At 68.3% G+C, this 23,138-nt stretch carries 21 protein-coding genes and 1 tRNA gene; 12 read left to right on the top strand and 10 right to left on the bottom strand.

Translation table 11 applies throughout. The annotated features are described in order from the left end of the window. Position 1 precedes the first annotated feature (1 nt). From IG171_RS03240 to IG171_RS03215, 6 genes are all read left to right on the top strand, one after another. Positions 2 to 787 (top strand): 5-oxoprolinase subunit PxpA, encoded by a 786-nt coding sequence (locus IG171_RS03240; RefSeq protein ID WP_212129829.1) that lies wholly within the window; start codon positions 2 to 4, stop codon positions 785 to 787. Further along, positions 784 to 1,596, top strand: coding sequence for a putative hydro-lyase (locus IG171_RS03235; protein ID WP_212129827.1), 813 nt, complete (start codon positions 784 to 786; stop codon positions 1,594 to 1,596). Before IG171_RS03240 ends, IG171_RS03235 begins: the two co-directional genes overlap by 4 nt. Beyond that, on the top strand, positions 1,593 to 3,317 hold the full coding sequence (locus tag IG171_RS03230) for an urea amidolyase family protein (protein WP_212129825.1): 1,725 nt from the start codon (positions 1,593 to 1,595) through the stop codon (positions 3,315 to 3,317). Before IG171_RS03235 ends, IG171_RS03230 begins: the two co-directional genes overlap by 4 nt. A gap of 3 nt (positions 3,318 to 3,320) precedes the next feature. Then, a complete protein-coding gene (locus tag IG171_RS03225; RefSeq protein ID WP_212129824.1) occupies positions 3,321 to 5,087 on the top strand; it encodes a biotin carboxylase N-terminal domain-containing protein in 1,767 nt (588 codons plus the stop codon). A 169-nt stretch (positions 5,088 to 5,256) separates the two neighbouring features. Then, a complete protein-coding gene (bcp, locus tag IG171_RS03220) occupies positions 5,257 to 5,730 on the top strand; it encodes a thioredoxin-dependent thiol peroxidase (protein WP_212129823.1) in 474 nt (157 codons plus the stop codon). Positions 5,731 to 5,866: 136 nt separating this feature from the next. After that, positions 5,867 to 5,948, top strand: a tRNA-Leu gene (locus tag IG171_RS03215). Between the two features lie 72 nt (positions 5,949 to 6,020). On the opposite strand, the gene IG171_RS03210 is transcribed toward IG171_RS03215, so the two are convergent. Further along, positions 6,021 to 6,671 carry a MerR family transcriptional regulator gene (locus IG171_RS03210; protein WP_212129822.1) on the bottom strand — a complete coding sequence of 217 codons (651 nt, stop codon included), beginning with the start codon at positions 6,669 to 6,671 and terminating at the stop codon, positions 6,021 to 6,023. Positions 6,672 to 6,769: 98 nt separating this feature from the next. Here IG171_RS03210 and IG171_RS03205 point away from each other — a divergent pair, with 98 nt between their 5' ends. After that, entirely contained in the window at positions 6,770 to 7,204 is a 435-nt protein-coding gene (locus IG171_RS03205) for an anthrone oxygenase family protein (protein ID WP_212129821.1), read from the top strand. Positions 7,205 to 7,301: 97 nt separating this feature from the next. On the opposite strand, the gene IG171_RS03200 is transcribed toward IG171_RS03205, so the two are convergent. Beyond that, positions 7,302 to 7,931 carry a TetR/AcrR family transcriptional regulator C-terminal domain-containing protein gene (locus IG171_RS03200; RefSeq protein ID WP_212129820.1) on the bottom strand — a complete coding sequence of 210 codons (630 nt, stop codon included), beginning with the start codon at positions 7,929 to 7,931 and terminating at the stop codon, positions 7,302 to 7,304. Between the two features lie 127 nt (positions 7,932 to 8,058). Between IG171_RS03200 and IG171_RS03195 the strand changes: the two genes are divergently transcribed. From IG171_RS03195 to IG171_RS03180, 4 genes are all read left to right on the top strand, one after another. Continuing rightward, positions 8,059 to 9,702, top strand: coding sequence for an amidohydrolase (locus IG171_RS03195; RefSeq protein ID WP_212129819.1), 1,644 nt, complete (start codon positions 8,059 to 8,061; stop codon positions 9,700 to 9,702). Between the two features lie 46 nt (positions 9,703 to 9,748). After that, a complete protein-coding gene (locus tag IG171_RS03190; RefSeq protein WP_212129817.1) occupies positions 9,749 to 11,101 on the top strand; it encodes an amino acid permease in 1,353 nt (450 codons plus the stop codon). Positions 11,102 to 11,239: 138 nt separating this feature from the next. After that, entirely contained in the window at positions 11,240 to 11,587 is a 348-nt protein-coding gene (locus tag IG171_RS03185; protein WP_212129815.1) for a PadR family transcriptional regulator, read from the top strand. Beyond that, complete coding sequence (locus tag IG171_RS03180) at positions 11,584 to 12,558, top strand: hypothetical protein (RefSeq protein WP_212129814.1); 975 nt, start codon at positions 11,584 to 11,586, stop codon at positions 12,556 to 12,558. Before IG171_RS03185 ends, IG171_RS03180 begins: the two co-directional genes overlap by 4 nt. Here the strand turns inward: IG171_RS03180 and IG171_RS03175 are convergent. The 6 genes from IG171_RS03175 to IG171_RS03150 form a co-directional block, all read right to left on the bottom strand. Next, positions 12,497 to 13,738 carry a methyltransferase gene (locus tag IG171_RS03175; protein WP_212129813.1) on the bottom strand — a complete coding sequence of 414 codons (1,242 nt, stop codon included), beginning with the start codon at positions 13,736 to 13,738 and terminating at the stop codon, positions 12,497 to 12,499. The genes IG171_RS03180 and IG171_RS03175 overlap by 62 nt on opposite strands. Before the next feature lie 56 nt (positions 13,739 to 13,794). Continuing rightward, positions 13,795 to 14,073 carry an HPr family phosphocarrier protein gene (locus IG171_RS03170; protein WP_212129812.1) on the bottom strand — a complete coding sequence of 93 codons (279 nt, stop codon included), beginning with the start codon at positions 14,071 to 14,073 and terminating at the stop codon, positions 13,795 to 13,797. A gap of 153 nt (positions 14,074 to 14,226) precedes the next feature. Beyond that, positions 14,227 to 15,897 (bottom strand): phosphoenolpyruvate--protein phosphotransferase, encoded by a 1,671-nt coding sequence (ptsP, locus tag IG171_RS03165; protein ID WP_212129811.1) that lies wholly within the window; start codon positions 15,895 to 15,897, stop codon positions 14,227 to 14,229. Positions 15,898 to 15,925: 28 nt separating this feature from the next. Next, on the bottom strand, positions 15,926 to 18,103 hold the full coding sequence (locus IG171_RS03160; RefSeq protein ID WP_212131506.1) for a fructose-specific PTS transporter subunit EIIC: 2,178 nt from the start codon (positions 18,101 to 18,103) through the stop codon (positions 15,926 to 15,928). Beyond that, the gene (locus IG171_RS03155; RefSeq protein WP_212129810.1) at positions 18,103 to 19,293 is read right to left on the bottom strand and encodes a PfkB family carbohydrate kinase; all 1,191 of its coding nucleotides are present in this window, start codon (positions 19,291 to 19,293) and stop codon (positions 18,103 to 18,105) included. The genes IG171_RS03160 and IG171_RS03155 overlap by 1 nt, the downstream gene beginning before the upstream one ends. Then, positions 19,290 to 20,084, bottom strand: a complete 795-nt coding sequence (locus IG171_RS03150) for a DeoR/GlpR family DNA-binding transcription regulator (protein ID WP_212129809.1) — start codon at positions 20,082 to 20,084, stop codon at positions 19,290 to 19,292. Before IG171_RS03150 ends, IG171_RS03155 begins: the two co-directional genes overlap by 4 nt. 326 nt (positions 20,085 to 20,410) lie before the next feature. Between IG171_RS03150 and IG171_RS03145 the strand changes: the two genes are divergently transcribed. Further along, positions 20,411 to 20,818: a universal stress protein gene (locus IG171_RS03145; RefSeq protein WP_212129807.1), complete on the top strand. Its 408-nt coding sequence runs from the start codon at positions 20,411 to 20,413 to the stop codon at positions 20,816 to 20,818. A gap of 120 nt (positions 20,819 to 20,938) precedes the next feature. On the opposite strand, the gene IG171_RS03140 is transcribed toward IG171_RS03145, so the two are convergent. Further along, positions 20,939 to 21,736, bottom strand: a complete 798-nt coding sequence (locus tag IG171_RS03140; RefSeq protein ID WP_212129806.1) for an HAD family acid phosphatase — start codon at positions 21,734 to 21,736, stop codon at positions 20,939 to 20,941. A 66-nt stretch (positions 21,737 to 21,802) separates the two neighbouring features. Next, on the bottom strand, positions 21,803 to 22,861 hold the full coding sequence (locus IG171_RS03135) for a beta-eliminating lyase-related protein (protein WP_249204281.1): 1,059 nt from the start codon (positions 22,859 to 22,861) through the stop codon (positions 21,803 to 21,805). Positions 22,862 to 23,138 lie beyond the last annotated feature (277 nt).

Here is a 23,138-nt window from a genome sequence, read left to right as displayed (position 1 = left end):
AATGTCGACCAACAGCGAAACCAGAATCGACCTCAACTCGGACCTCGGAGAGAACGTCCCTGACCGTGTCGTCAGCGACGATGCGGCCATGCTCGGCCTGGTCACCAGCGCCAACGTCTCCTGCGGGTTCCATGCCGGCAACCCCGAGGGCATCCACGCCACCGTCGATGCCGCCGTCAAGGGCGGTGTCGTCATCGGCGCCCACCCGGGATACGACGACTACGAGGGCTTCGGCCGGCGCGCCCTCGACGTTCCGGCAGCGACCCTGCAGGCCCAGGTCGAATACCAGATCGGGGCGCTGATCGGACTGACCACGGGCGTCGGCGGCGAAGTCGCCTACGTCAAGCCCCACGGCGGTCTCTACAATGCGATCGTCCGCGATGAGGCGCAGGCGAAGGTCGTCGTCGACGCCGTCAGAGCCATCGACGACTCGCTCGTCTTCCTCGGTCTGGCCGGCAGCGTCGCCAACCGCATCGCCGCCGAGGCGGGGCTGAATGTGGCCGCCGAGGCCTTCGCCGACCGCGCCTACAATCCCGACGGCTCCCTGGTCTCCCGGTCGGAGCCGAACGCGGTCCTCAGTGACCCGGACGCCGTGGCCGCACGGGTGCTGCGCCTCGTCACGACCGGTCAGGTCGAGGCGATCGACGGCAGCCTCATCGACGTCGACGCGCAGTCGATCTGCTTCCACGGCGACTCGCAGGGCTCGATCGACATGGCACGCGCGGCCCGCGCCCTCCTCGAGTCCGAGGGTGTCGCCGTCTCGGCCTTCGCCGGGGCCGGGCGATGAACGCGACCTCGGCGACCGGGCCACCGGCCGCCGGGCTCTCGGCCGGTGCGCAGGCACGGCTGCGGATCCGGCGCGGGTTCTCGGGCCCCACCTCGGGGATGGCTGCGGGCCTGGTCCAGGCGAACCTCATCTGCGTGCCCGCCGACTGGGCCTTCGACGTGCTCCTGTTCGCTCAGCGCAACCCGAAACCGTGCCCGGTCATCGACGTCGTCGAACCCGGGCAGGTCGAATCGGCTCTGGCGCCCGGCAGCGACCTGCGCACCGATCTGCCCGGCTACCGCATCTGGCAGGACGGGCGCCTCAGCAATGAGGTCACCGACGTCACCGAGGTCTGGGACCGCCATCCCGACCTCGTGTCCTTCCTCATCGGCTGCTCCTTCACCTTCGAATCGGGCCTGAGCGAGGCCGGCATCCCGATCCGCCACCAGGAGGCCGGGCGCAATGTGCCGATGTATCGCACCTCGACCGCGTGTGCCCCGGCCGGGCGCATCGGAGGGGATATGGTCGTGTCCATGCGTCCCATTCCCGCCGCCCAGGTCGCCGAGGCGGTGCGCATCACCGACCGCTTCCCCGCCGTCCACGGCGCCCCGGTCCACATCGGCGAACCCGGCCGGATCGGCATCGACGACCTCGACTCCCCGGACTTCGGCGATCCGCCGGTCATCGCCGCAGGCGACATCCCCGTGTTCTGGGCCTGCGGAGTCACCCCGCAGGCGGCCATCCGGGACTCTGCCGTGCCGTTCGCGATCACCCACTCGCCCGGCCGCATGTTCATCACCGACGAACCGGAAGACACCTATCGCCGATGACCGCTTCCCCGCTGACTTTCCACACCGCCTCCCGCCGCCACCTCCTCGTCGAATGCGAGGACCTGACCGCGACGATGGCGCTGCACCGCAGCCTCGAGGCAGCCGGTCTGCCCGGCGTCGTCGAACTCGTCCCCGCTGCCCGCACTGTGCTCATCAGCTTCGACCCGCGCCGCACCGGGGCCGAAGCGCTCGAGGAGGCCATCCGCGGGCTCGAGAGGACCGATTCCTCGACCGGTGAGGCCAGGGAGGTCACCATCGATGTCCGCTACGACGGCGAGGACCTCGCCGAGGTGGCCGAACTCCTCTCCGTCTCCCCCGCCGAGGTGATCGCCCGCCATCAGGCCGCGACCTGGCAGGTCGCGTTCGCCGGGTTCGCCCCCGGCTTCGGCTACCTCGCCGGTGACGATGAGCTCTTCGACGTGCCTCGGCGGTCGTCACCGCGCACCCGTGTGCCCATCGGCGCGGTCGCCCTGGCCGGGGAATTCACCGGCGTCTACCCCCGGTCCTCCCCCGGCGGCTGGCAGCTCATCGGGCGCACGGAGGCGAGACTGTGGGATCTCGACCGGCAGCCGCCGGCCCTGTTCGTGCCCGGCACGATCGTGCGGTTCGTCGAGGCCGAACGCGGATCCGTCGACCTCGGCGCCGGCGCGGGCGCAGACGATGCGTCGGCTTCGGCGTCGTCCGCGGCGGTGGAGGCGCGCTCGTCTGAGGCGGTGGAGGCGCGCTCGTCTGAGGCGGTGGAGGCGGGGTCGTCTGCGGCAGCGGGAGACGCGGAGAACGCGCCGGGCAACGCGACGAGCGCTGCGGGGCATGCTGTCGAAGTCGTCCGACCCGGCCTGCAGCTGCTAATCGAGGACCTCGGTCGGCCCGGGTTCAACTCGATGGGCGTCTCCGGTGCCGGTGCCGCCGATCGCACGGCGCTGCGAAGGGGCAATCGGCTGGTCGGCAATGCAGAATCCGCGGCCGGGCTCGAAAGCTTCGGCGGCGGCGCCGTGCTGCGCGTGATCGGTGACGGCGTGGCCGCGGTCACGGGAGCCGCAGGATCGATCACCGTGACCGGGGCCGACGGGACGATCCATCGGCCCCGCCTCGGCGAGGCCTTCGCGATCGCCGACGGAGACGAACTCGAACTCGGCGGCACCGATCAGGGCGCCCGCCGATATCTGGCCCTGCGCGGCGGCATCGACGTCGACACGGCCCTGGGCAGCGCCTCGACCGACACACTGGCCGGACTCGGCCCGGCCGCCCTGGACCGGGGCAGCCGCCTGAGCCTGCACGATCCGAGGACCGCACCCCACCTGGTCGACCCGCATCCGAGATCCGAGTGCGCGCTTCCGCGCCCCGGACAGACCGTGACGATGACGGTGACGCTGGGTCCCCGCGAGGACTGGTTCACCTCGGCCGGGATCGAGACCCTGCTGAGCCAGGAGTGGACGGTCACCCACGAGTCCGATCGGGTCGGTCTGCGCCTGTCGGGGCAGGTCGCGCTCGAACGCGCCCGCACCGGGGAGCTGCCCAGTGAGGGCGCGGTCACCGGAGCCCTGCAGGTCCCGCCGAACGGGCAACCGGTGCTGTTCGGCCCCGACCACCCGCTCACCGGCGGCTACCCGATCATCGCCAGCGTCGACGACGTCGACTTCGCCGCGCAGCTGCCCCCTGGGGTCAGGCTGCGGTTCACCACCGGGTCGCGCTCGACCACGAATCGCCAGAACGAAAGCTGAGACATGTCGACAATCCTCATCGCCAATCGCGGCGAGATCGCCGTCCGCATCATCCGCGCCTGCGCCCAGACCGGGCACACCTCGGTGGCCGTCTACGCCGATCAGGACGCCGATGCCCTGCACGTGCAGCTCGCCGATGCCGCCTTCGCCGTGCCCGGAACCACCGCGGGCGAGACCTACCTCAGCATCGACGCGCTCCTGGCCGCGGCACGCGCCTCGGGGGCCGACGCCGTCCACCCCGGCTACGGCTTCCTGTCGGAGAACGCCGACTTCGCGGCCGCCGTCGAGGACGCGGGGCTGATCTGGATCGGACCGACCGCCGAGACCATCACGGCACTCGGCGACAAAGTCACCGCCCGGCAGCTGGCGCAGAAGGTCGGGGCTCCCCTGGCTCCGGGCATCGACCGACCGTTGGCCGACGCCGGCGAGGCCGAGTCCTTCGCCGCCGAGGCGGGGCTGCCGATCATCATCAAGGCCGCCCACGGCGGTGGCGGGCGCGGGATGAGGATCGTCCACGAACTGACCGAGGTCGCCTCCGCCTTCGATGCGGCCACCCGTGAGGCGACCGAGGCCTTCGGCCGGTCCGAATGCTTCGTCGAGAAGTACTTGGAGCGGCCTCGCCACGTCGAGGTCCAGATCGTCGGCGACGGGCAGGGGCGCGTCGTGGCCGTCGGCGATCGCGACTGCTCGGCCCAGCGCCGCAACCAGAAGCTCATCGAAGAGGCCCCCGCGCCGGGGCTGTCGGCCGAGCAGCGGGAGCGTCTCCACCGTTCGGCCGAGGCCATCTGCGCCGAGGTGGACTACCGGGGCGCCGGTACCGTCGAATTCCTGCTGGCCGCCGACGGGACCATGACCTTCCTCGAGGTCAACACCCGACTCCAGGTCGAACACCCCGTCACCGAGGCGACCTCCGGAGTCGATCTCGTCGCCGAGCAGTTGGCCATCGCCTTCGGCCAGGGGCTGTCCCTCGACTCGACCCCGCAGCCGGCCGGTCATGCGATCGAGCTGCGGATCAACGCCGAGGATCCCGGACGCGGCTTCCTGCCCACCCCGGGGCGCCTCGATGTCCTCGACGTCCCCGGCGGCCCCGGAGTCCGCTGGGATTCCGGCGTCCGGGCCGGGGACACCGTGCAGCCGGCCTTCGATTCGCTCTTCGCCAAGCTCATCGTCTCCGGCCCCGACCGGCAGACGGCGATCGCCCGCACGGTCGCTGCGGCCAAGGAGCTGCACGTCGAGGGACCGGCCACGGTGCTGCCGTGTTCGTTGGAGATCCTGTCCGATGAGGCTTTCACCGGGCTCGGTGCCGACGACGTGGAGGGCATTCACACGCAGTGGATCGAAACCGAACTGCTCCCGCGCCTCGAGGAGCAGAAGCGACCGGCCCCCATCGCCGAGGAGGAACTGCAGCGCCTGCCCATCGAACTCGACGGGAAGCTGACCACCATCGGTCTGCCCGCGCGGCTGCTGACCGCCCTCGGCGCCGCGGCCGGTGCGGGTGCATCCGGTGCGGCGGCCTCGGCGAGCGGGGAAGGACGAGAGAGCGCAGACGGCGGCGAAGATGCTGGGGCGGTGACCACGCCGGTGCCCGGCAGCCTCGTCGACTACCTCGTCGACGACGGCGCCGAGGTCGAGGCCGGCGATGAAGTGGCGGTGGTCTCTGCGATGAAGATGGAGACGCGGGTCGAGGCACCGGTGGCCGGGACGTTCCGTCGGGTCGCGGTCGTCGGCGATGCGGTGGTCGTCGGTGAGGCGATCGCCCGGGTCGAGTGACGCGGTTCGGGCCGCCTCGGCGCGGTTCGGGCTGTGCCTGAATCGGGCGCATTGGGAACGGGCCCGGACTCCGAATAGAGTGGTGGACGGCGTCGGTTCGACACGGGCTCGCCGTCTCAGCGCGCCCACGCCATGCCCCGAAAAACTGCCCACATCAGGAGGAGCACTCATGCCACGTCTGTCAGTCGGCGACACCGCCCCGGACTTCACACTCGTCAACCAGGACGGGAATTCGGTCAGCCTCAGCGATTTCAAGGGCCAGCGCGTCGTCGTCTACTTCTACCCCGCGGCCATGACACCGGGCTGCACGACCGAGGCCTGCGACTTCCGGGACTCGCTCTCGGCACTGAAGGCGGCCGGACTCGTCGTCCTCGGCATCTCCCCGGACAAGCCGGAGAAGCTGAAGAAGTTCATCGAGAAGGAGGGCTTGAACTTCGATCTGCTCTCCGATGAGGACAGGACGATGATGGAAGAATGGGGTGCCTTCGGCGAGAAGAAGAACTACGGCAAGGTCGTCCAGGGCGTCATCCGCTCGACGGTCGTCGTCGACGCCGAAGGCCAGGTCGAGCTCGCCCAGTACAACGTCAAGGCCACCGGCCACGTCGCCCGCGTGCGCAAGGCTCTGGGCATCGACGCGGCCTGAGCGGCCCGGACCGTCGCCCAGCGGTCCGATCCGCCACCGCCCCTGGCCGGCGCCCGCGCCTGCCGCGTGATTTTCAGCATCACGTTCGCCCCCTGCTAGTCTTGAGGGCGTTGCGGCCGGGCCCGAGGCCCGCCTGGCGCGAGTGGCGGAATTGGTAGACGCGCTGGATTTAGGTTCCAGTGTCTTCGGACGTAGGGGTTCAAGTCCCCTCTCGCGTACAGCTGACAACAGCCCTTCACCTGGCCGAGGTGAAGGGCTGTTCCGTTCCTGCGGCTGTCCGTCGCAGCACCTCACGACTCTCGTTGGGCCCAATGCTGTTGGGCGAGCAGGACGAGAGCGTCGAACAGGGGCCGGCGCAGCACGCTGCCGAGCACCACTGCGCGGATCCGCTGATCCATACTTTCAGCATCGGCGATGGCCGCGAGGTCGGTGCGTCCGACCCGATCGGCCGCCTCGGCGTATTCGTCGAGACGTTCCAGGATCTCGGTGAGACCTTCGGCTTCCACCTGCGCGATCGCCTGTTCCGCCGCACGGTATGCCGGTGAGGTGGGCTCGCACGTCCAGCCCCGCTTCGCTACGATCCGGTCGAGCACGGGCTTGGGATCGACCTGTGATCGGTCATCGGCGGCGTCTGCAGAGGTCTGTCCCACGAGAGCGTCCTGGGTCACGGCCATCGCGTCGATGTCCGTGACGCTTGTGCTGACCGCTTCGACCACCTTGCGAACCGTCGACAGCGGCAGCCCGGCCACCGCCGTCAGCGCCCGGATGAGTCCGAGCCGCTGAAGATGGTCGTGGTCGTAGACAGCCTGATTCACGCTGGTCCGACGCCCTGGATGCAGGAGGCCTTCGCGCAGGTAGTACTTGATGGTCGCCACGCTCATTCCCGAGCGCCGGGACAGTTCCGCCATCCTCATCTTCGAGCCCTCAGCCGATTTCGGCATCGCCCCTCTCCTTCCGAAGGCTGTGGTCTTGAATGACACTAGCAGATAGCTGTACTATCTATTACAGATAGTTTCACTATCCATTCAAGGGGAATGACATGGATGCCATCGAATTGGCGGCAGTGCTGGTCACCGGATTCTTCGGCTCAGCCGAATTCGGTTCAGCCACCCTGGTCCACCCGGTGATCCGTCGGCTGAGCACAGATGCCCAGCTCGCGATGGAGAAAGGGCTGCTGACCAGCTTCGGCCGTGTGATGCCGGTCGGGATGACGGTTGCGACCGCACTGGCCATCATCATCGCGATCAATGACCCCAGCGCTTGGTTGACCTCCGCAGCCATCAGCCTCGGCCTCGGCCTGACCGTGACGATCATCGGCAATGTTCCGATCAACGCGCGCACCGGGCGCATCTCGGCTGACACCGCGCCGGCGGGCTTCATCGCCATGCGCCGGCGCTGGGACGTCTTTCAGATCGCGCGGGCCTCGCTGCAGCTGCTCGGGTTCGTCCTGGTCACGATCGGTGTCCTCGGATGAAGACGACGGCCGGCCGCCAGGCGGCCTCGAGCGCTTGGCGGCAGAGAGGCAACAGCGGATCGCGCATCTGCCCAGAACCGCTCGAGCTGCGCGTCGGTCATGACGCCTTCTCCAGCTGAGCGCGCAGACCCTCGATGATCGCACTCAGCCCGAGCTCGAAGGCCGCCTCAGCCGATGAACTCGCGGCGTAGCGAGGATCGAGCGCGGCGTGCACGGCCGAGAGTCGCTCGTCGGCGGAGTCCCTCGTCAAGAGGTCATCGGGGGCGATGATGTCGAGTGCGGATCCGAGCACATGCGCTTCGACGGTGCGCATGACCGCCACTGTCTGCGACTCGGGCCACCCGCCCCGGCGCAGGCCCGAGACCACGGCGTCATACATCTCATAGGTCGACACATCGCGGATCGATGTCGTGGCGAGCAACCGAATGAGAGCCGGATGAGCGGCGAACGCTCGCAGATACGATCTGGCCCAGGACTCCAGCGCCTCGTCCCACGGGACCTCATGTGCCGATGAGCGCGCCTGCGCGAACCGGCCGACATCGATCTTCGCGACGATGCGAGCGCGCATGTGCTCGATCAGCTCGGCCCTGCCCGATACGTGGTTGTACAGCGAGGACACCTGCCGATCGACTCGCGCGGCCAGCGTCCGCATGGACAGAGCTTCGGCCCCCTCGTCACCGACGAGGTCGATGGCGGCGTCGACGAGCCGTTCGCGATTGAGCCTCATACCGTTTCCGCTTCTCCCTTCCACTGATTCCATTCGGAGTGTATCGTGTTCTCAGTCACATATACGAACACTGTTCGTGCAAGTGGCCGACCAGCCGAATCTGCAAGGAAGCGAGGAGCGAATCGACGTGACGACGACACTTTTCCACAACGGCACCATCTGGCTCGGGGCAGAGGCCGAACCCGCCGAATCCCTCCTCGTCAGACAGGGTGTCATCGCCGCGATCGGCACCGACGAGGTGGACCGTCACCTGGAGACTCTGTCGTCGGATCAGGACTCGATCGAGCACGTCGACCTCGACGGCGGCTTCCTCATGCCGTCCTTCGGAGACGGTCATGCCCATCCGATCTTCGGCGGGATGGAAGCTGAAGGCCCGCAGGTGCGCGCGTGCTCGAGCGTCGACGAGATCGTCGCCGAGGTCCGCCGCTACGCCGCAGCCCACCCTGACGAGAAGTGGATCACCGGAGCCTCCTATGACGGCAGTCTCGTCGCCGGTGGACTCTTCGACGCCCGCTGGCTGGACGAGGCCGTCTCCGACCGCCCCGTGGTGCTGCGGGCCTGGGATTATCACACCGTCTGGTGCAATTCCCGCGCTCTCGAACTCGCCGGCATCACAGCTGAGACCCCCGAACCCGAGATCGGCGAGATCCCCCGTCGGGAGGACGGCTCACCTCTGGGCACTCTGCGCGAATGGGGAGCGGTCGATCTCATCGACGCCGTTCGCCCACCCCAGGAAGAATCCGTTCGCCTGCGGGCGCTCGAACGCGCCGCCGACTATTACCGCAGGCGCGGAGTCACCTGGGTCCAGGACGCCTGGGTCGAACCCGCCGACGTCGACACCTACTTGTCCGCCTCTGCGGCACAGCGCCTGTCGATCCGCTTCAATCTCGCGCTCTACGCGGACCCCCGGCACTTCGCCGAACAGCTGCCGGAGATGATCGAAGCGCGGCGACGGGTCACCGAGCAGGGCGACCCGCTGCTGAGCGCGCACACCGTGAAGTTCTTCGCCGACGGAGTCGTCGAGAACGAGACCGGCGCGCTGCTCGAACCCTACTGCTCCTCGCTGCACAACCACGGCCTGCGCGTCTGGGAAGGCGACACCCTGGCCGAGGCGGTTCGCGCCGTCGACGCCGCCGGTTTCCAGGTCCACATCCACGCCATCGGCGACGCCGCGGTCAAACAGGCACTCGACGCCATCGAATCGACCATTGCGACCAATGCCGCTTGGGACCGTCGCCCCGTCATCGCGCACGCTCAGCTCGTCGCCGCCGAGGACCTCGACCGCTTCGCCGAACTCGGCATCATCGCGAACATGCAGCCCCTGTGGGCTCAGCTCGACGAACTCATGACCGTGCTCACGGTCCCCCGCCTCGGCGAAGAACGGGCCGCGAATCAGTATCGGATGGCCAGCATCATCGACTCCGGCGGACAGCTGTCCTTCGGTTCGGACTGGCCCTGCACCTCGGGCACCCCGGTCGAAGGGCTGGCGATCGGCACGAGCCGACAGAACGAGGCCGGGGAGCCTGACGACGGGTGGGTCCCGGAAGAGATCGTCGATATCGAGCGGGCCCTCGACGCCTATTCCCGCGCCGTGGCCGTTCAGGGCTTCGCCGACCTGAGCCCCGCGCCCTGGGGTGAGATCCGCATCGGCGCGAGCGCCGATCTGATCCGCTTCGATGCCGATCCCAGGGCTCTGACACCGCAGGAACTCGCTCGCACACCCGTGCGCAGCACCTACCTCAGCGGCGTTGCGATTCACTCATGCGAATGAGCTGCCTCGCGAGCTGAACATCCGACGAACTGAGACGGAGACCCCCATGTCATCTTCGAACAGCACCCGACGACCGGGCGCGGGCGAGCTGCGACGCGCACTCGGCGTCCCCTCCCTCGTCTTCTTCGGCCTCGTCTACATGGTGCCGCTGACGGTCTTCACGACCTACGGCATCGTCACTCAGGTCACGGGCGGAAGAGTGCCCCTGGCGTACGTGATCACGCTCCTGGCCATGGCCTTCACCGCTCGGTCATATGCGAGGATGGCCGCGGCGATGCCGTTCGCCGGCTCTGCGTACACATATACACAGAAGAGCTTCGGCGCCGGCATCGGGTTCGTCGCCGGCTGGGCGCTACTGCTCGACTACCTGTTCCTGCCGATGATCAACTACCTCGTCATCGGCATCTATCTCTCGGCCGCTTTCCCGATGATCCCGGCATGGGTGTTCGTGGTCGCGGCGATCGCCCTCGTCACCGTCCTCAACATCATCGGCATCGTATCCGTGGCCCGGGCGAACATCGCGATCATCGCGGCGCAGGCGATCTTCATCCTCGCTTTCGCGGCACTGGGAATCTCGTCGCTGTCCGGGACGGGCACGGTCGATCTCGCAGCCCCATTCACCGGCGACGGCACCGCGCCGGGGTTCGACAGCGTCATGGCCGGTGCGGCGATCCTGTGCCTGTCCTTCCTCGGCTTCGACGCGGTCTCGACACTGTCCGAGGAGGCCAAGGAGCCGAAGCGGACCGTGCCGCGCGCGATCATCATCGCCACGATCACCGGCGGCGGCATCTACATCGTGCTGTCCTATCTCGCACAGCTGGTCTATCCGTCGAATGACTTCACCGATGTCGACTCCGGTGCCCTGGACGTCATGGGCGCCGCGGGCGGAGAGTTCCTCACGATCTTCTTCACCGCCGCCTATGTCGCAGGCGCCTGCGGTTCGGCCCTGACCTCGCAGGCGTCGGTCTCGCGCATCCTCTTCGCCATGGGCCGTGACGGCGTGCTGCCGAAGGGCTTCTTCGGGCGGCTCTCGCCGCGTTTCCACACCCCGGTCCTCGCCACGCTGGCCGTCGCTGTGGCCTCGCTGCTGGCACTGGCCGTCGACCTCACCTTCATCTCCGAGATGGTCAGCTTCGGTGCGCTCATCGCGTTCTCGGCGGTCAACCTCTCGGTCATCAAGCACTTCGTCATCGACGAGAAGCACCGAGGTGGGCATGCGATGCTCAGCTCCCTCGTCCTGCCGGGCATCGGCTTCTGCCTCACCCTGTGGCTGTGGACGAGCCTGTCACCGCGGACGCTGCTCATCGGGGCGATCTGGCTGGTGGTCGGCATCGGCTACCTCGCCTTCGTCACCCGCGGCTTCCGTCGTCCGACGCCGATGCTCGACCTCACCGAGTGAACGACTCCACCGGCACAGTATCCGGCCCGGCCAGGCTCCGACGCCACGGCCTGCGCTGAAGGCGAGGAACGGCGCATCTCTGACTACGGCATACCCCGCATCTTGTAATAGTGTGCGTCACACACTATAGTGTCACGCATGGATGAGGATGCGCAGAAGGCACTGGCCACCCACGAGCAGGAGCTGCGCCGCGGCACAGTGGTCTTCGCCAGCCTCGTCGCCTGTCGCCGTCCGCAGTACGGCTACTCACTGCTGACGACGCTGACCGAGGCGGGCATTCCCACCGAGGCGAACACTCTCTATCCGCTTCTGCGGCGGCTGGAGAAACAGGGCCTGCTCTCAGCCGTGTGGAACACCGAGCAGGCTCGCCCCCGCAAGTACTACACGGTCACTGCCAGCGGCGCCGAAGTCGCCGCCGCGCTCCACTCCCAGTGGCTCGAACTCGACTCCAGCATCACGAAACTCTGGAAGGACGGCACACCATGAGTGCGCTCACCGAAACCTACGTCGACAATGTCATCGGTCATCTGCCCGAGAACTCGCGTGCCGACATCGCCGCAGAGATCAGGGCGACGATCAATGACATGGTTGAGGACCGCCTCGGCGAGTTCGACCATCCTGCCGAAGAGCAGAGCGCGGCTGCCGAACGGCAGGTGCTCGAGGAGCTCGGCGATCCGATCCGGCTCTCACGCGAGTACACGAACTCACCACAGCACCTCATCGGCCCCGCGTTCTACCCGCTCTACATCTGGTCGCTGCGGTGGGTGCTTCCGACCGTCGCCGTGCTGTCCGTGCTCACCAACGTCATCGTGCACATCGCCACGACGTCGCAGATCCGCCTCGGCGCGCTGCTGGGTCAGACCATCGGCAGCACCGTCACGGCACTGCTGATCGCGTTCGCTGTCATCACGATCCTCATCAGCCTCGGCGAGCGCGGTCTCGACGGTGGCACCACACAGCAGATGTCCGGACCGCGGCCGCGAGCCTGGAGCGTCGATGACCTTCGCCCCAAGGACACCAAGGGCGCCCAGGCCCGCGCCGAGGCGGTCCTCAACCTGATCTTCATCACTCTTCTGGCCGCGATCCCGCTCGTCCCCACCTCGCTGGTCCACGTCGGCCATCTCAATGACGGCGAGACATTCATCAATCCCGACCTGGGGACACCATGGCTGCTCGGCTACTGGGCCTTCCTCGCACTCATGGCGGCGATCGAGATCGTCAAACTGGCCCGCTCCTCGGCAGCGGTCGGACTCCTCGTCACCGGCATGGTCATCGATGTCGCCATGGCCGTCTTCCTCACCATCGCCCTGCTCACCCAGCCCGTCCTCCACCCCGAACTCACGAGCGCAGCGAACGCGAATGTCCAGCAGATCATCACGGTCATCGCGATCTGGATCATCGTCGTCTGGGACCAGGTGACGACGTGGCGGACCGTCCGCGGCTGGCGACGACGGTGAACTTCTTGTTCCGTGCCAGCTGCTCGCTGTGACCGATGATGGCCTCGAGCCGGTCGCGGTAGCGCAGATGAGTGTTGAACACGGTGATCACGACCCCGTCGGGTGCCAGGTGCCCCGCCGCCGCGGTCATCATCGCCGAGGCGGTGTCGGTCTCGATCGCCGTGCCCTGGTGGAAGGGCGGGTTGAGGACGATGAGGTCGAAGGAGCCCAGCTGCGCGACGCCAGGGTCGTCCGGGTCCGCGGCGTCGCCTGTCACGATGTCGGCGTCGATCCCGTTCGCCTCGACCGTCGCCCTCGCCGAGGCGACCGCCGCCTTCGACACGTCCACTCCGACCGCCCGCGGCGCCCCCGTGACGCGAGTGACCGCGGTCAGCAGCCATCCGTTGCCGCAGCCGAGGTCGAAGACGGACTCCGCCGCGGGCGACGCCTCAATCACGGCGTCGAGGAGCAGAGTCGAGCCCTCGTCGCTCCTGACTCCGGAGAAACAGGCACCGTAGGCTCTGACCTCGAGTTCTCCGACACCGGGGTGGGCGATGGTGCCGTGCTTGGGAAAGACCGACAGGCTCGGGGCGGACAGGGGCCTGGTGGCGATGATCATCCGGTGTTTGCCGACTCCGGGTGAGACGTCGACACGACCGAATCCGCGGGCGAGCTCCTTGTTCACCGCGCGGCTCATCGCGGCGCTGCGGCCGATGACGATGATCGCGGACACATACGGCTGGAGGCCGGCAACGGTCTCGGCAAGGGCACTCGTGGTCTTCGGGGCGTTGATGATCGCCCAGGTCTCGCCGGCGGTGGCTCCGTCGCCGGTGCTCAGTTCTGCCAGCGTGGACAGCTCGCCGGCGTCAGCGACGTGAGCCGCGGCGCGGGACTCGTCGATGCGGTCGTGGTGGACGACCACCTCGGCGAGGCGGCCGAGCAGCGCGGTCTGGATCCCCCGGGCATCGTCGATGACGATGATCCGGTGCGGAACCTCGGCGAGCGCTGCGGCGTCGATGAAGGTGCCGGCGGCGTCACGGCCGGATACGTCGAGTTCGCCCCGGCGACGGCCGATGATGTATTCGACGAGCATGCGCGCCTGCGGCAGCCCCGGGACCTCGCGGAACTGTGGGAAATCCGCCAGCAGCTCCCGGCAGCTGTCAGCGGCGGCAAAGTCTTCGGGCAGCAGAGAGGCGGACATCCGATCAGTCTAGACCGATCCTGCGGTCGGCTGCCTCTTCGTCTGCCCTCGGCTGACTACTCGGCGTCGTGATCGGTTTCGATGAGGTCTTTGAGAGCGGCCAGGGCCTCTTCGGCTCCGTCACCTTCCGCGCGCAGGACCACAGTGTGGCCGTATTCCGCGCCGAGTCCCATGAGCGAGAGCACGCTCGAGGCGTCGAGGGCGTCCTCGGCGAGCTCGCCTTCGCCGGCGATCGTGATCTCGAAGTCGTACTCGCCGGCGGCCTCGGCCAGCAGTGCCGCCGGCCGCGCATGCAGTCCCACGGTGCTTCCGACCGTCGCGGTGATCTCTGCCATGTGTCTGTCCTTCCTGTTCGCGCCGACCCTGTTCCGCCGGTCGCTGCTTCTGTTCAGTCGCTGCCTGACAATTATCGTGTGGTCGAACTCAGCGGTCACTCGACGGTGCCGGCGGCCGGGCAATTCGGGTACGTTCCTGCCACCTCGTCCGGATCACAGTCCGAGTTCGTCGAGCACCGGCAGCCGCCCCCGGACCGTGGTCTTGGCCTCCTGGGCCGTTCTCGCCCCCAGAGTGAGCTTGGCCGTCTGCTGCGCCTGATCCAGCGTGACGGTGCGCAGCACCTCGGCCACGGCCGGCAGCGCGCGGGCAGCCATGGACAGGCTGGTCACGCCGAGGCCGACGAGCACGACGGCCAGGGCAGGATCCGCCGCGGCCTCCCCGCAGACTCCGACGGACTTCTTCAATGCCTGGCCTTGGGCGGCGGCCATGCCGATGAGTTCCAGGACCGCAGGCTGCCAGGGGTCGCTGAGTTCGGCGAGACCGCCGAGCATCCGATCCGAGGCCATGACGTACTGGGTCAGATCGTTGGTGCCGATGGAGGCGAACTCGACCTCGCTGAGGATCGATTCGGCCCTCAGCGCCGCCGACGGGACCTCGACCATGACCCCTGAGACCGGCAGCCCGGCCGCGGAAGCGAGACCGGCGAACTGTTCGGCCTCCTCGGCGGTGGAGATCATCGGGGCCATGACATGGACGTCGATCGATGTCTGCTCCGCGGCTCGGGCGATCGCCTCGAGCTGGCGTTCGAGGACCCCGACGGCTCTGCGGCTGGTGCGGAATCCTCGCACGCCCAGGGCGGGATTCGGTTCCTGAGTGTCGGTGAGGAAGGGAAGCGGTTTGTCGGCCCCGGCGTCGAGGGTGCGCACGACGACCTTGTGATCGTCGAACGCGGCGAAGACCTGCGCATACGCGTCCGTCTGTTCGTCCACGCTGGGCTCGGTGTCCCGATCCAGGAAGCAGAACTCCGTGCGCAGCAGGCCCACGCCTTCGGCCCCGGCTTCGGCCGCCGCCCGTGCCTGATCGCCGTCACCGACATTGGCCCGCAGGGGGATCCGCGTCCCGTCGCCGAGCAGGCAGGGACCCGAATAGGTGTGCAGCCGTGCGGCGGCGTCCTGCCAGACCGCGACGAGGTCGGCCTCGTCCGTGCCCGGTTCGGTCCGAAGCACTCCGGTGCCGCCGTCGACGAAGACGGGGGTGTGGTCGGCGACGTCGAGGACACCGGCGGCGGCGACGATGGCCGGGATGCCCAGGGACCGGGCGAGGATCGCGGTGTGGCTCTGGGGGCCGCCGGCCGCGCAGACCAGGGCGACGACGGACTCGGGGTCCAAGGTCGCGGTGTCGGCGGGGGCGAGGTCGTCGGCGATGAGGACGAAGGGCTCCTCCGAGTGCGGGATGCCGGGTGCCGGCGCCCCGCGCAGTCGGGCGACGAGGCGGGCCCGCACATCGAGGACATCGGCGGCCCTTTCGGCCATGTATCCGCCGAGGGCCTCCAGCTGCGCGGCCGTGTCCTCGGCGACCGTCCACACCGCGGTCTCGGCGTCGGTGTCGGTCAGCCGTTTGATCGCGGTCTTGATGAGCGTGGGGTCCTTGGCCATGAGGGCCGTGGCCTTGAGCACGTCATGGGCATCGCCGGTGACGGTCTCGGCCCGTTCGAGCAGTTCGGCGTGCACGGCTGCCGAGGCTTCGCGGATGCGGGTCGCTTCGGCCTCCGGGTCCTGCGGTGCGGGCTGTTCGACGGGTGCGGTGACCGGCGGCGGCATGACCCTCGCCGGGGCCACGACGCGGCCGGGGACCACTCCGATGCCTGAGAATTCTGCCGACATCTTCACTCCTTCGTTCGTCATGGTGTGTTCACCGTATCGAGGCGTCGGCGTTCGAGCCCGCCGACTCGCCCTGATCGGCGGCCGGCGCCGTCGCTGCCGAGGTCTCCGCCGGAGCCTGCGTCTGTCCGTCGAGCCCGGCGGATCCGCCCTTGCGGACGAAGATCTTGAGCACCAGCACCAGGAGGGCGCTGATGACCGTGCCGACGGCGATCGCGAGCAGGAAGAACAGGAAGCTGTCGATGGCGAAGAAGACGAACACGCCGCCGTGAGGGGCCTGGCTGGTCACCGACAGCCCCATCGTCATCCCGCCGGTCACACCGGCGCCGACGACGGAGGCGGGAATGACCCGCAGCGGGTCGGAGGCTGCGAAGGGAATCGCTCCCTCGGAGATGAACGCTGCGCCGAGCAGCCAGGCGGCCTTTCCGTTCTCCTTCTCCGCCTGGGAGAAGACGCGCGGGCGCAGAGCCGTCGCCAGAGCCATGGCAAGGGGCGGAACCATTCCGGCGGCCATGACCGTGGCCATGATCTCCCACGGCGCGGGGTTGTCCACCGAGCCGGTGGCCAGTCCGGCCACTGCGAACGAGTAGGCGACCTTGTTGACCGGCCCGCCGAGGTCGACGGCCATCATGACACCGAGGATGAGCCCGAGGACGATCGCGGTGGCCCCGGTCATCGAGCTCAGCCAGTTGTTGAGTCCCTCGGTCAGGGCGCTGATCGGTCCGCCGAGGACCATGAACATCAGCCCCGACGACACGAGCGAGGCGACGAGCGGAATGATCACCACCGGCATGAGTCCGCGCAGCCACCTCGGCGCGTTGAGGGAACCGATCCACAGGGCGACGTAGCCGGCGAGGAGTCCGCCGATGATGCCGCCGATGAATCCGGCGCCCATGAGCACGGCGACGGCTCCGACGGTGAATCCGGGGGCGATGCCCGGCCGATCGGCGATGCCGAAGGCGATGTAGCCGGCCAAGGAGGCGACGAGGAAGCCCATCGACAGGTTGCCGATCTGGAAGGCCACCGCTCCGAGGTAGGCTCCCACCGGCCCGAGGGCCAGATCACCGTATTCGGTGGGCAGGTTCCACAGGGAGTTGCCCAGGACGATGTCCTCCGAGTAGTCGGAGATGTCGAATCCGCCGAGGAGGAACCCCAGGGCCATGAGCAGGCCGCCGCCGGCGACGAAGGGGATCATATAGCTGACCCCGGTCAGCAGCACGCGCTTGAGGTGCGCGCCTGCGCTCTCCCGTGCCCCGCTTCCGGTTCCGGAGGCCTCCTCCTCGTCGGAGCGGCCGGCGGTGACTCGGTGGCCGTTGGGATCGGCCGCCTCGGCGAGGGACTTGCGGATGAGTCCCTGAGGATCGTCGATCCCGGCCTTCACCGGCACCTGCACATAGGGCTTGCCGACGAAGCGGGCCTTGTCGCGGACGTCGACGTCGGAGGCGAAGACGACGGCATCGGCGGCCTCGATGACGAAGGCGTCGATCGGGGTGGTGCCGCTCGAGCCCTGCGTCTCGGCGACGACCTCGACGCCGAGTTCGGAGCCCGCGGCGACCAGGGCGTCGGCGGCCATGTACGTGTGGGCGATGCCCGTCGGGCAGGCGGTGACGGCGACGACCCGGCGGGGACCTTCGGCGGAGTCTGCGCCGGTGGTGTCGGACGTCGCGGCGGTCTCCGACGATCCGCCGGGGGCCGCCTCGGCGGCGGGTGCGGCGGACTCGGCGGGTGGGGACTCAGCGGACGCGGACTCGTCTTCGCGCAGGCCGAGGGCGGTCTCGACCAGGTCGACGACTTCCCGGGCGTTTTCGGCCGCGCGCAGGGAGGCGACGAAATCCTTCTTCACCAGCGAACGGGCGAGCTTCGACAGCAGCGCCAGGTGTTCCTTTCCGGCTCCCTCCGGGGCGGCGATCATGAACACGAGATCGGCCGGACCGTCCTTCGCTCCGAAGTCGACCGGTGGGGTCAGGCGCGCCATCACCAGGCTGGGTTCGGTGACCGCCTCGGAGCGGGCGTGCGGGATGGCGATGCCTCCGGGAACTCCCGTCGGCGTCTTCTCCTCGCGCGCAATCGCTGCGGCGGCGAGATCATCGGCGGAACTCGCCCGACCCTGCTCGGCGACTGCGGTGGCCATGGCGCGGATGACAGCGGACGACTCCGTCCCCTGGTCCACGTCGAGTGCCACCAGGTCTGTTGTGATGAGCGATGCCATCATGCCTCCTCGGCTTCGGGGGCGGCGCCCTCGTGTTGGTTGAGATGTCTGCTGTTCTGTCGTCGCTGTGCTTCCGCCTGCGGTGCGATCAGCGGTGTCACGGTCACGGTGTCGAGCCGGGCGTCTGCCGGTGTCGGCAGGCCTGTGCCGCGCAGACTGGCGGCGGCTGCTCCGTAAGCCACCGCGCGGGCCAGGGCCACGTGCGGTTCGTCGCCGTCGGTGCGGGCGAGCAGGTAGCCGGCCAGAGTCGAATCGCCGGCCCCCACTGTGCTCACGACCTCGACCGGCGGATGCTGTCCGTGCCAGCTGCCGTCGGGCACGGCCAGCACCGCACCGCCTGCCCCGAGCGTGGCCAGAATCGATCGCGGCCGGGCGCCGGCGGAGTTCAGCAGAGTCCGAGTCGCTTGTGCGGTCAGCTCCGGAGAGGACTCCAAACGGTCGGCGATGTCCCGCACCTGACTGGTCCTCAGGCGGGTCGCCTGCAGCTGGCCGACCTTCTGGGCCGAGCCCGCGAGGTCCGCGTCCGCGTCGGGTCCGATGTCCGCGTCTGCGTCGGGTCCCAGGTCTGTGTCGTCCAGCAGGCCCGCTTCTTCGAGAAGGCCGGCGGCGGCCAGGAGTTCGGCGAGCTCTTCGGCATTCGGTTTGATGAGGTCGGGTGATTGCCTCAGCGCCTCGGCCAAGGGTGCACCCGAGGTGTCGACGGCGATCGACGGCGGCTGCGGCAGCTGCCGGACGGCGGTGATGGTCCGGGCGTAGAAGTCGTCCTCGACGCCCGGCGGCAGCGAGCCGGCCAAAACCACCCAGTCCGCGTCGGCGGCGAGGCCGGCCACGAGGTCGATCACCTCGGCCTGGCGGGCTGGGGTCAGCGCGGTTCCGGGTTCGTTGATCTTGGTGGTCGTGCCGTCCGGTTCCGTGACGGTGATGTTGGAGCGGATGGGAGCGCCTGTGGGAATCGAGTCATGCGCCAGACCGATTGCGTCGAGGCCGGTGAGCACGGGGTCATCGCCGTCTCCGGGCAGCACGGCTCGGGTCGGCCGACCGGCGCCGGCGACGGCGCGGGAGACGTTGACTCCCTTCCCGCCGGGCTGCTGACCGGCCCAGACGGCTCGCTGCACCTGGCCCCTGAGCACTGGGCCGCCGAGTTCGATGGTCCGGTCCAGGCTCGGGTTCGCTGTCAGGGTGAGGATCATGGGGCGAGGACCTCGACTTCCGCGTTCGTCAGGTGGGTCGACAGGGGCGGACGGGGTGCGGCGTCCGTGATGAGGTGGTCGATGCGCTCGAGGGCGGCGAATCTCACGAGCGAGACGGCACCGATCTTCGCCGAATCGGCCAGGACGGCGACCCGTCGCCCGCTGCGGACGAACGCGGTCTTCGTCGCCGCCTCATCGTGATCGGGAGTCGAACACCCGTCCTCGCTCAGTCCGTTGGTGCCCAGGACCGCGAGATCGACGTGGAGTTCGTCGATCGCCGAGATCGTCTGGGGGCCGACCATCGCACGAGTGATGGGACGGAATCGTCCGGGCAGAACGAAGATCTCGATTCCCGGTGCGTTGGCCAGGCTGTCGATCACGGACAGGGAGTTCGTGACCACGCGCAGCTGACGGGGACGCAGCTCGGCACCCTGACGTTCGTGGGCCTCCTCGGCGATCGCGCGAGCGAGGGCGGCGCAGGTCGTACCGCCGTCCAGAGAGATGCTCATGGTCTCCCCCAGCAGGCTGAGGGCGGCCTGCGCGATGGCCGTCTTCTGCGCGAGGTTGTGGATCTCACGATCGCCGAAGGTCGGCTCCTCCAGGCTGTGGGCCCGCCGCGGCACGGCGCCTCCGTGGACTCGCTGAAGGGCGCCGGCCCTCTCGAGCGCGGCGAGATCGCGTCGGACGGTCTCCGTGGTGATGTCGAAGTCGACGGCCAGATCCGTGACGTTCACCCGTCCCGCGTTGCTGACCAGTTCGGCGATGCGTCGTTGCCGTTCTTCAGCGAACACGTCCGGCCCTTTCTCTTAAGCGCAGGCGGGGAACTCCGACTCACAGTTCCGAGCGATAACCGACGTGGTTATCTGTTGGTTTCATTGATTCTATGACCCAGCTCACCGTGAGTCAATCACAATTCAACATTTTCCAACTCATTCCAACATCTCGATGCTGGGAGTCCGAGGTCGGGCCAGGTGGATGAGGTCACCACGCGTCATCGCCTCGCTGCCGCGAAGAACTGCGAAGTTCTCAGTCCGAGTCCCGGCCTGCCACCCTTCGGACAAGGGCGGATGTGCTACAAATTGAGGGACCTTCGTCCAATGTCGCATCAGGAGAGATCATGACCATCCTTGTCGGTTATTCCCCTTCCCCGGAGGGACGGGCCGCTGTCGATTTCGGCATCGAGCAGGCCCGCGCATTCGACGATGTCGTCGTTGTGCTCAACGCCGGGATCGGAGAGACTCCGGACGAACGCGGCGTGGCCACCAGCAAGGACATCGAGGAGCTCAAGGAGACGCTGCAGTCGTCCGAGGTCTCCCACGAGATCCTCCAGTTCCTCCGCGGCAATGATCCCGTCGAAGAGCTCCTGGCGCTGGCCGAGGCGACCTCGGACACTCGCATGATCGTCATCGGTTCGCGGCGCCGCTCCCCCGTGGGCAAGCTGATCATGGGATCGACAGCTCAGCGCATCATCCTCGACTCCGATGTCCCCGTCGTCTCCGTCAAGGTCGATCGAACGAAGAAGTGACTCTCTCCTGTCTGCGCGAGAATGCCCCGCACCTCGGATGGTGCGGGGCATTCGTCTGTCTCAGAGCCGGTGGGCACTCGACTCGGTGCCCGTGGCCATCCGGCTCGCGGACGTCCGGTCTCAATCATCGGTGCGCACGGGCGCGTCCCATTCGTCGAGCTCGGATTCGGCCCAGTCACCGTAGGTGGGGTTGGGCAGGATGAACCACTCGGAGCCGAACTTCTCACTGTTCGCCTCGACGAGCCTCCGCTGCTCGTCGAGCGAGGCGTCGGCGAAGGCGCCGTCGAAGTCGTGCAGGGTGTCGCCGAGCTGCATGATGAGGGTGTGGTCCGATTCGACCTTCGCACGGCGTTCGTCCTTCGGCGGGCCGAGCAGCATGACGTGCTCGGCATCGGCCTGCGGCAGACCCAGCTTCTCAAGGGCTTCGACATTGGCCGCCTGGTTGTCTTCGGTTCGGTCTGAGACGTAGTAGATGTCGACGCCGAGGTCATCGGCATGGTTGAAGAATTCCAACGCGCCGGGGATCTTGCTCGGCTCGCCGTTCTTCTCCCAGTCATCCCACGTGTCCCAGCCGCTGAAGTCATGGCACTGTGCGATATCGCGGGCCAGCAGCTTCGAGTTGTCGATGGCCGTTTCGTCGAGGTCGGTCATCACGGCCAGATCCTCGTCCTCCGGCGCAGCGGCCACGGCCCTGTCCAGCTGCCTGGTGGCCAGCTCGTAGGTCTGTCCCTGCAGGGCGGCAGCCTCTGCGCTCTGCTGCTGCCATTTCACGCCCATGGTGTAGGCGGAGACATCGCAGTCCTCAGCGTCCTCTCCCGCCGTCTCCCCCGAGGTCGGTCCCGAGTTGAGGATGTACCCGATGACTACCACGATGAGCACGAGCAGCACGGCCAGAGCGGGGACGAAGGCCTTCTTCATTCCTCTCCTTCTTGTCTCTTGCGGTCAAGCGGTCCTCGTTCCCAACGCACTGCGCCGGGGTCGGGATCACTCACCGACGATGGCGGTGACCAGGGCGTCGACGTCCTCTGTGGTGGTGTCGTACGAGCACATGAGCCGGACGATGTCCTGTTCGAGCGGCCAGTCCGCGAAGGCGAACCTCTGACGTGCTCGGTCGGCCACCTCGGCGGGCATCCGGACGAACACGACGTTCGACTCGACCTGCTGGACGATCTCGAGGCCGGGGACACGGCCCTGCTCGGCCACCTCGGCGAGGCGGGTCGCGAGGCAGCGGGCCATCGCATTGGACCGTTCGGCCGATCTGCGCCACAGATCGCCTTCGTACAGAGCGTTCAACTGGGCCGAGAGGAAACGCATCTTCGAGGCCAGCTGCAGGTTCATCTTGCGCAGAAAGCGCATGCCCTGGCTGATGTCGGGGTTGAGAACGATGACGGCCTCGGCGCCGAGCAGGCCGTTCTTCGTCCCGCCGAGGCTGATGATGTCGACGCCGACGGCGGTGGTGATGTCGCGAAGTCCGACGCCGAGGTGGGCGGCGGCGTTCCCCAGTCGGGATCCGTCGACATGGACGATCATGTCGAGTTCGTGGGCGGTGCGCCCGATCGCCGCGATCTCCTCGGGCGTGTAGGTGGTGCCCCATTCGGTGGACTGCGAGATGCTCACCGCCAGCGGCTGGGCATTGTGCTCGTGTCCGCGGCCGATGATCGCACCCTTGATGGTCTCCGGAGTCAGCTTGCCGTTCTCGGTGGCGGCACCGACGATCTTGAGCCCGCCGACCTTCTCCGGGGCGCCGGTCTCGTCGTAGTTGATGTGCGCCGAGGCGGCCGTGATCACCGCGGCCCACCGCGGCAGGGCCGACTGGAGGGCGAGGACATTGGCGCCGGTGCCGTTGAAGACCGGGAACGCCTGCGCGTCGGGTCCGAAGTGGTGGGCCATGATCTCGCGGAAGCGCGCGGTCCAGGCATCGCCGCCGTAGCCGGGTGCGTGGCCGACGTTGGCTGCGACAATCGCATCGATGACCTCGGGGTGGGCTCCGGCCCAGTTGTCGGAGCCGAAGTTGCGCGGGTGCGTCGCGGCAGCGGTGTCGATCGGCGGGACCGCGGATCGGGAGTGCGAGGAGGTCCGGGGCTGCGCTGTCTGGTCAGATGCCTGGGTGTTCACATTCTCAGACTAGCCTCTCGGCTGCCGCCCGGACCAGCAATCCCGAGCCGCCCTGAGCCGGACGATCCCGCAGGCGGAGCCGGCCACCAGCGGCGGAGGCGGCCACGAGCCTCTGAGGCGGGCCGATGAATACACCGCGGCCCGCCTCCGCTGTGGGAGACGGGCCGCGGTGCACTCAGCTGAGTGACGCCACAGGCTGAGAGGC

It is taken from the genome of Brevibacterium sp. SMBL_HHYL_HB1 (assembly GCF_018208375.1).
GTDB lineage: Bacteria > Actinomycetota > Actinomycetes > Actinomycetales > Brevibacteriaceae > Brevibacterium > Brevibacterium intestinavium.
The sequence above is the reverse complement of the archived record's forward strand: the minus strand, read 5'-3'. Positions and strand labels throughout refer to the sequence as shown.

Bases quoted from the DNA above. Each gene is read 5' to 3' on its own strand.
- IG171_RS03190 (WP_212129817.1), top strand. From the start codon at position 9,749: ATGTCATCTTCGAACAGCACCCGACGACCGGGCGCGGGCGAGCTGCGA.
- IG171_RS03160 (WP_212131506.1), bottom strand. From the start codon at position 18,103: ATGGCATCGCTCATCACAACAGACCTGGTGGCACTCGACGTGGACCAG.
- IG171_RS03205 (WP_212129821.1), top strand. From the start codon at position 6,770: ATGGATGCCATCGAATTGGCGGCAGTGCTGGTCACCGGATTCTTCGGC.
- IG171_RS03235 (WP_212129827.1), top strand. From the start codon at position 784: ATGAACGCGACCTCGGCGACCGGGCCACCGGCCGCCGGGCTCTCGGCC.
- IG171_RS03200 (WP_212129820.1), bottom strand. From the start codon at position 7,931: ATGAGGCTCAATCGCGAACGGCTCGTCGACGCCGCCATCGACCTCGTC.
- ptsP (WP_212129811.1), bottom strand. From the start codon at position 15,897: ATGTCGGCAGAATTCTCAGGCATCGGAGTGGTCCCCGGCCGCGTCGTG.
- IG171_RS03145 (WP_212129807.1), top strand. From the start codon at position 20,411: ATGACCATCCTTGTCGGTTATTCCCCTTCCCCGGAGGGACGGGCCGCT.
- IG171_RS03180 (WP_212129814.1), top strand. From the start codon at position 11,584: ATGAGTGCGCTCACCGAAACCTACGTCGACAATGTCATCGGTCATCTG.
- IG171_RS03240 (WP_212129829.1), top strand. From the start codon at position 2: ATGTCGACCAACAGCGAAACCAGAATCGACCTCAACTCGGACCTCGGA.
- IG171_RS03140 (WP_212129806.1), bottom strand. From the start codon at position 21,736: ATGAAGAAGGCCTTCGTCCCCGCTCTGGCCGTGCTGCTCGTGCTCATC.
- IG171_RS03175 (WP_212129813.1), bottom strand. From the start codon at position 13,738: ATGTCCGCCTCTCTGCTGCCCGAAGACTTTGCCGCCGCTGACAGCTGC.
- IG171_RS03155 (WP_212129810.1), bottom strand. From the start codon at position 19,293: ATGATCCTCACCCTGACAGCGAACCCGAGCCTGGACCGGACCATCGAA.
- IG171_RS03170 (WP_212129812.1), bottom strand. From the start codon at position 14,073: ATGGCAGAGATCACCGCGACGGTCGGAAGCACCGTGGGACTGCATGCG.
- IG171_RS03230 (WP_212129825.1), top strand. From the start codon at position 1,593: ATGACCGCTTCCCCGCTGACTTTCCACACCGCCTCCCGCCGCCACCTC.
- IG171_RS03210 (WP_212129822.1), bottom strand. From the start codon at position 6,671: ATGCCGAAATCGGCTGAGGGCTCGAAGATGAGGATGGCGGAACTGTCC.
- bcp (WP_212129823.1), top strand. From the start codon at position 5,257: ATGCCACGTCTGTCAGTCGGCGACACCGCCCCGGACTTCACACTCGTC.
- IG171_RS03185 (WP_212129815.1), top strand. From the start codon at position 11,240: ATGGATGAGGATGCGCAGAAGGCACTGGCCACCCACGAGCAGGAGCTG.
- IG171_RS03225 (WP_212129824.1), top strand. From the start codon at position 3,321: ATGTCGACAATCCTCATCGCCAATCGCGGCGAGATCGCCGTCCGCATC.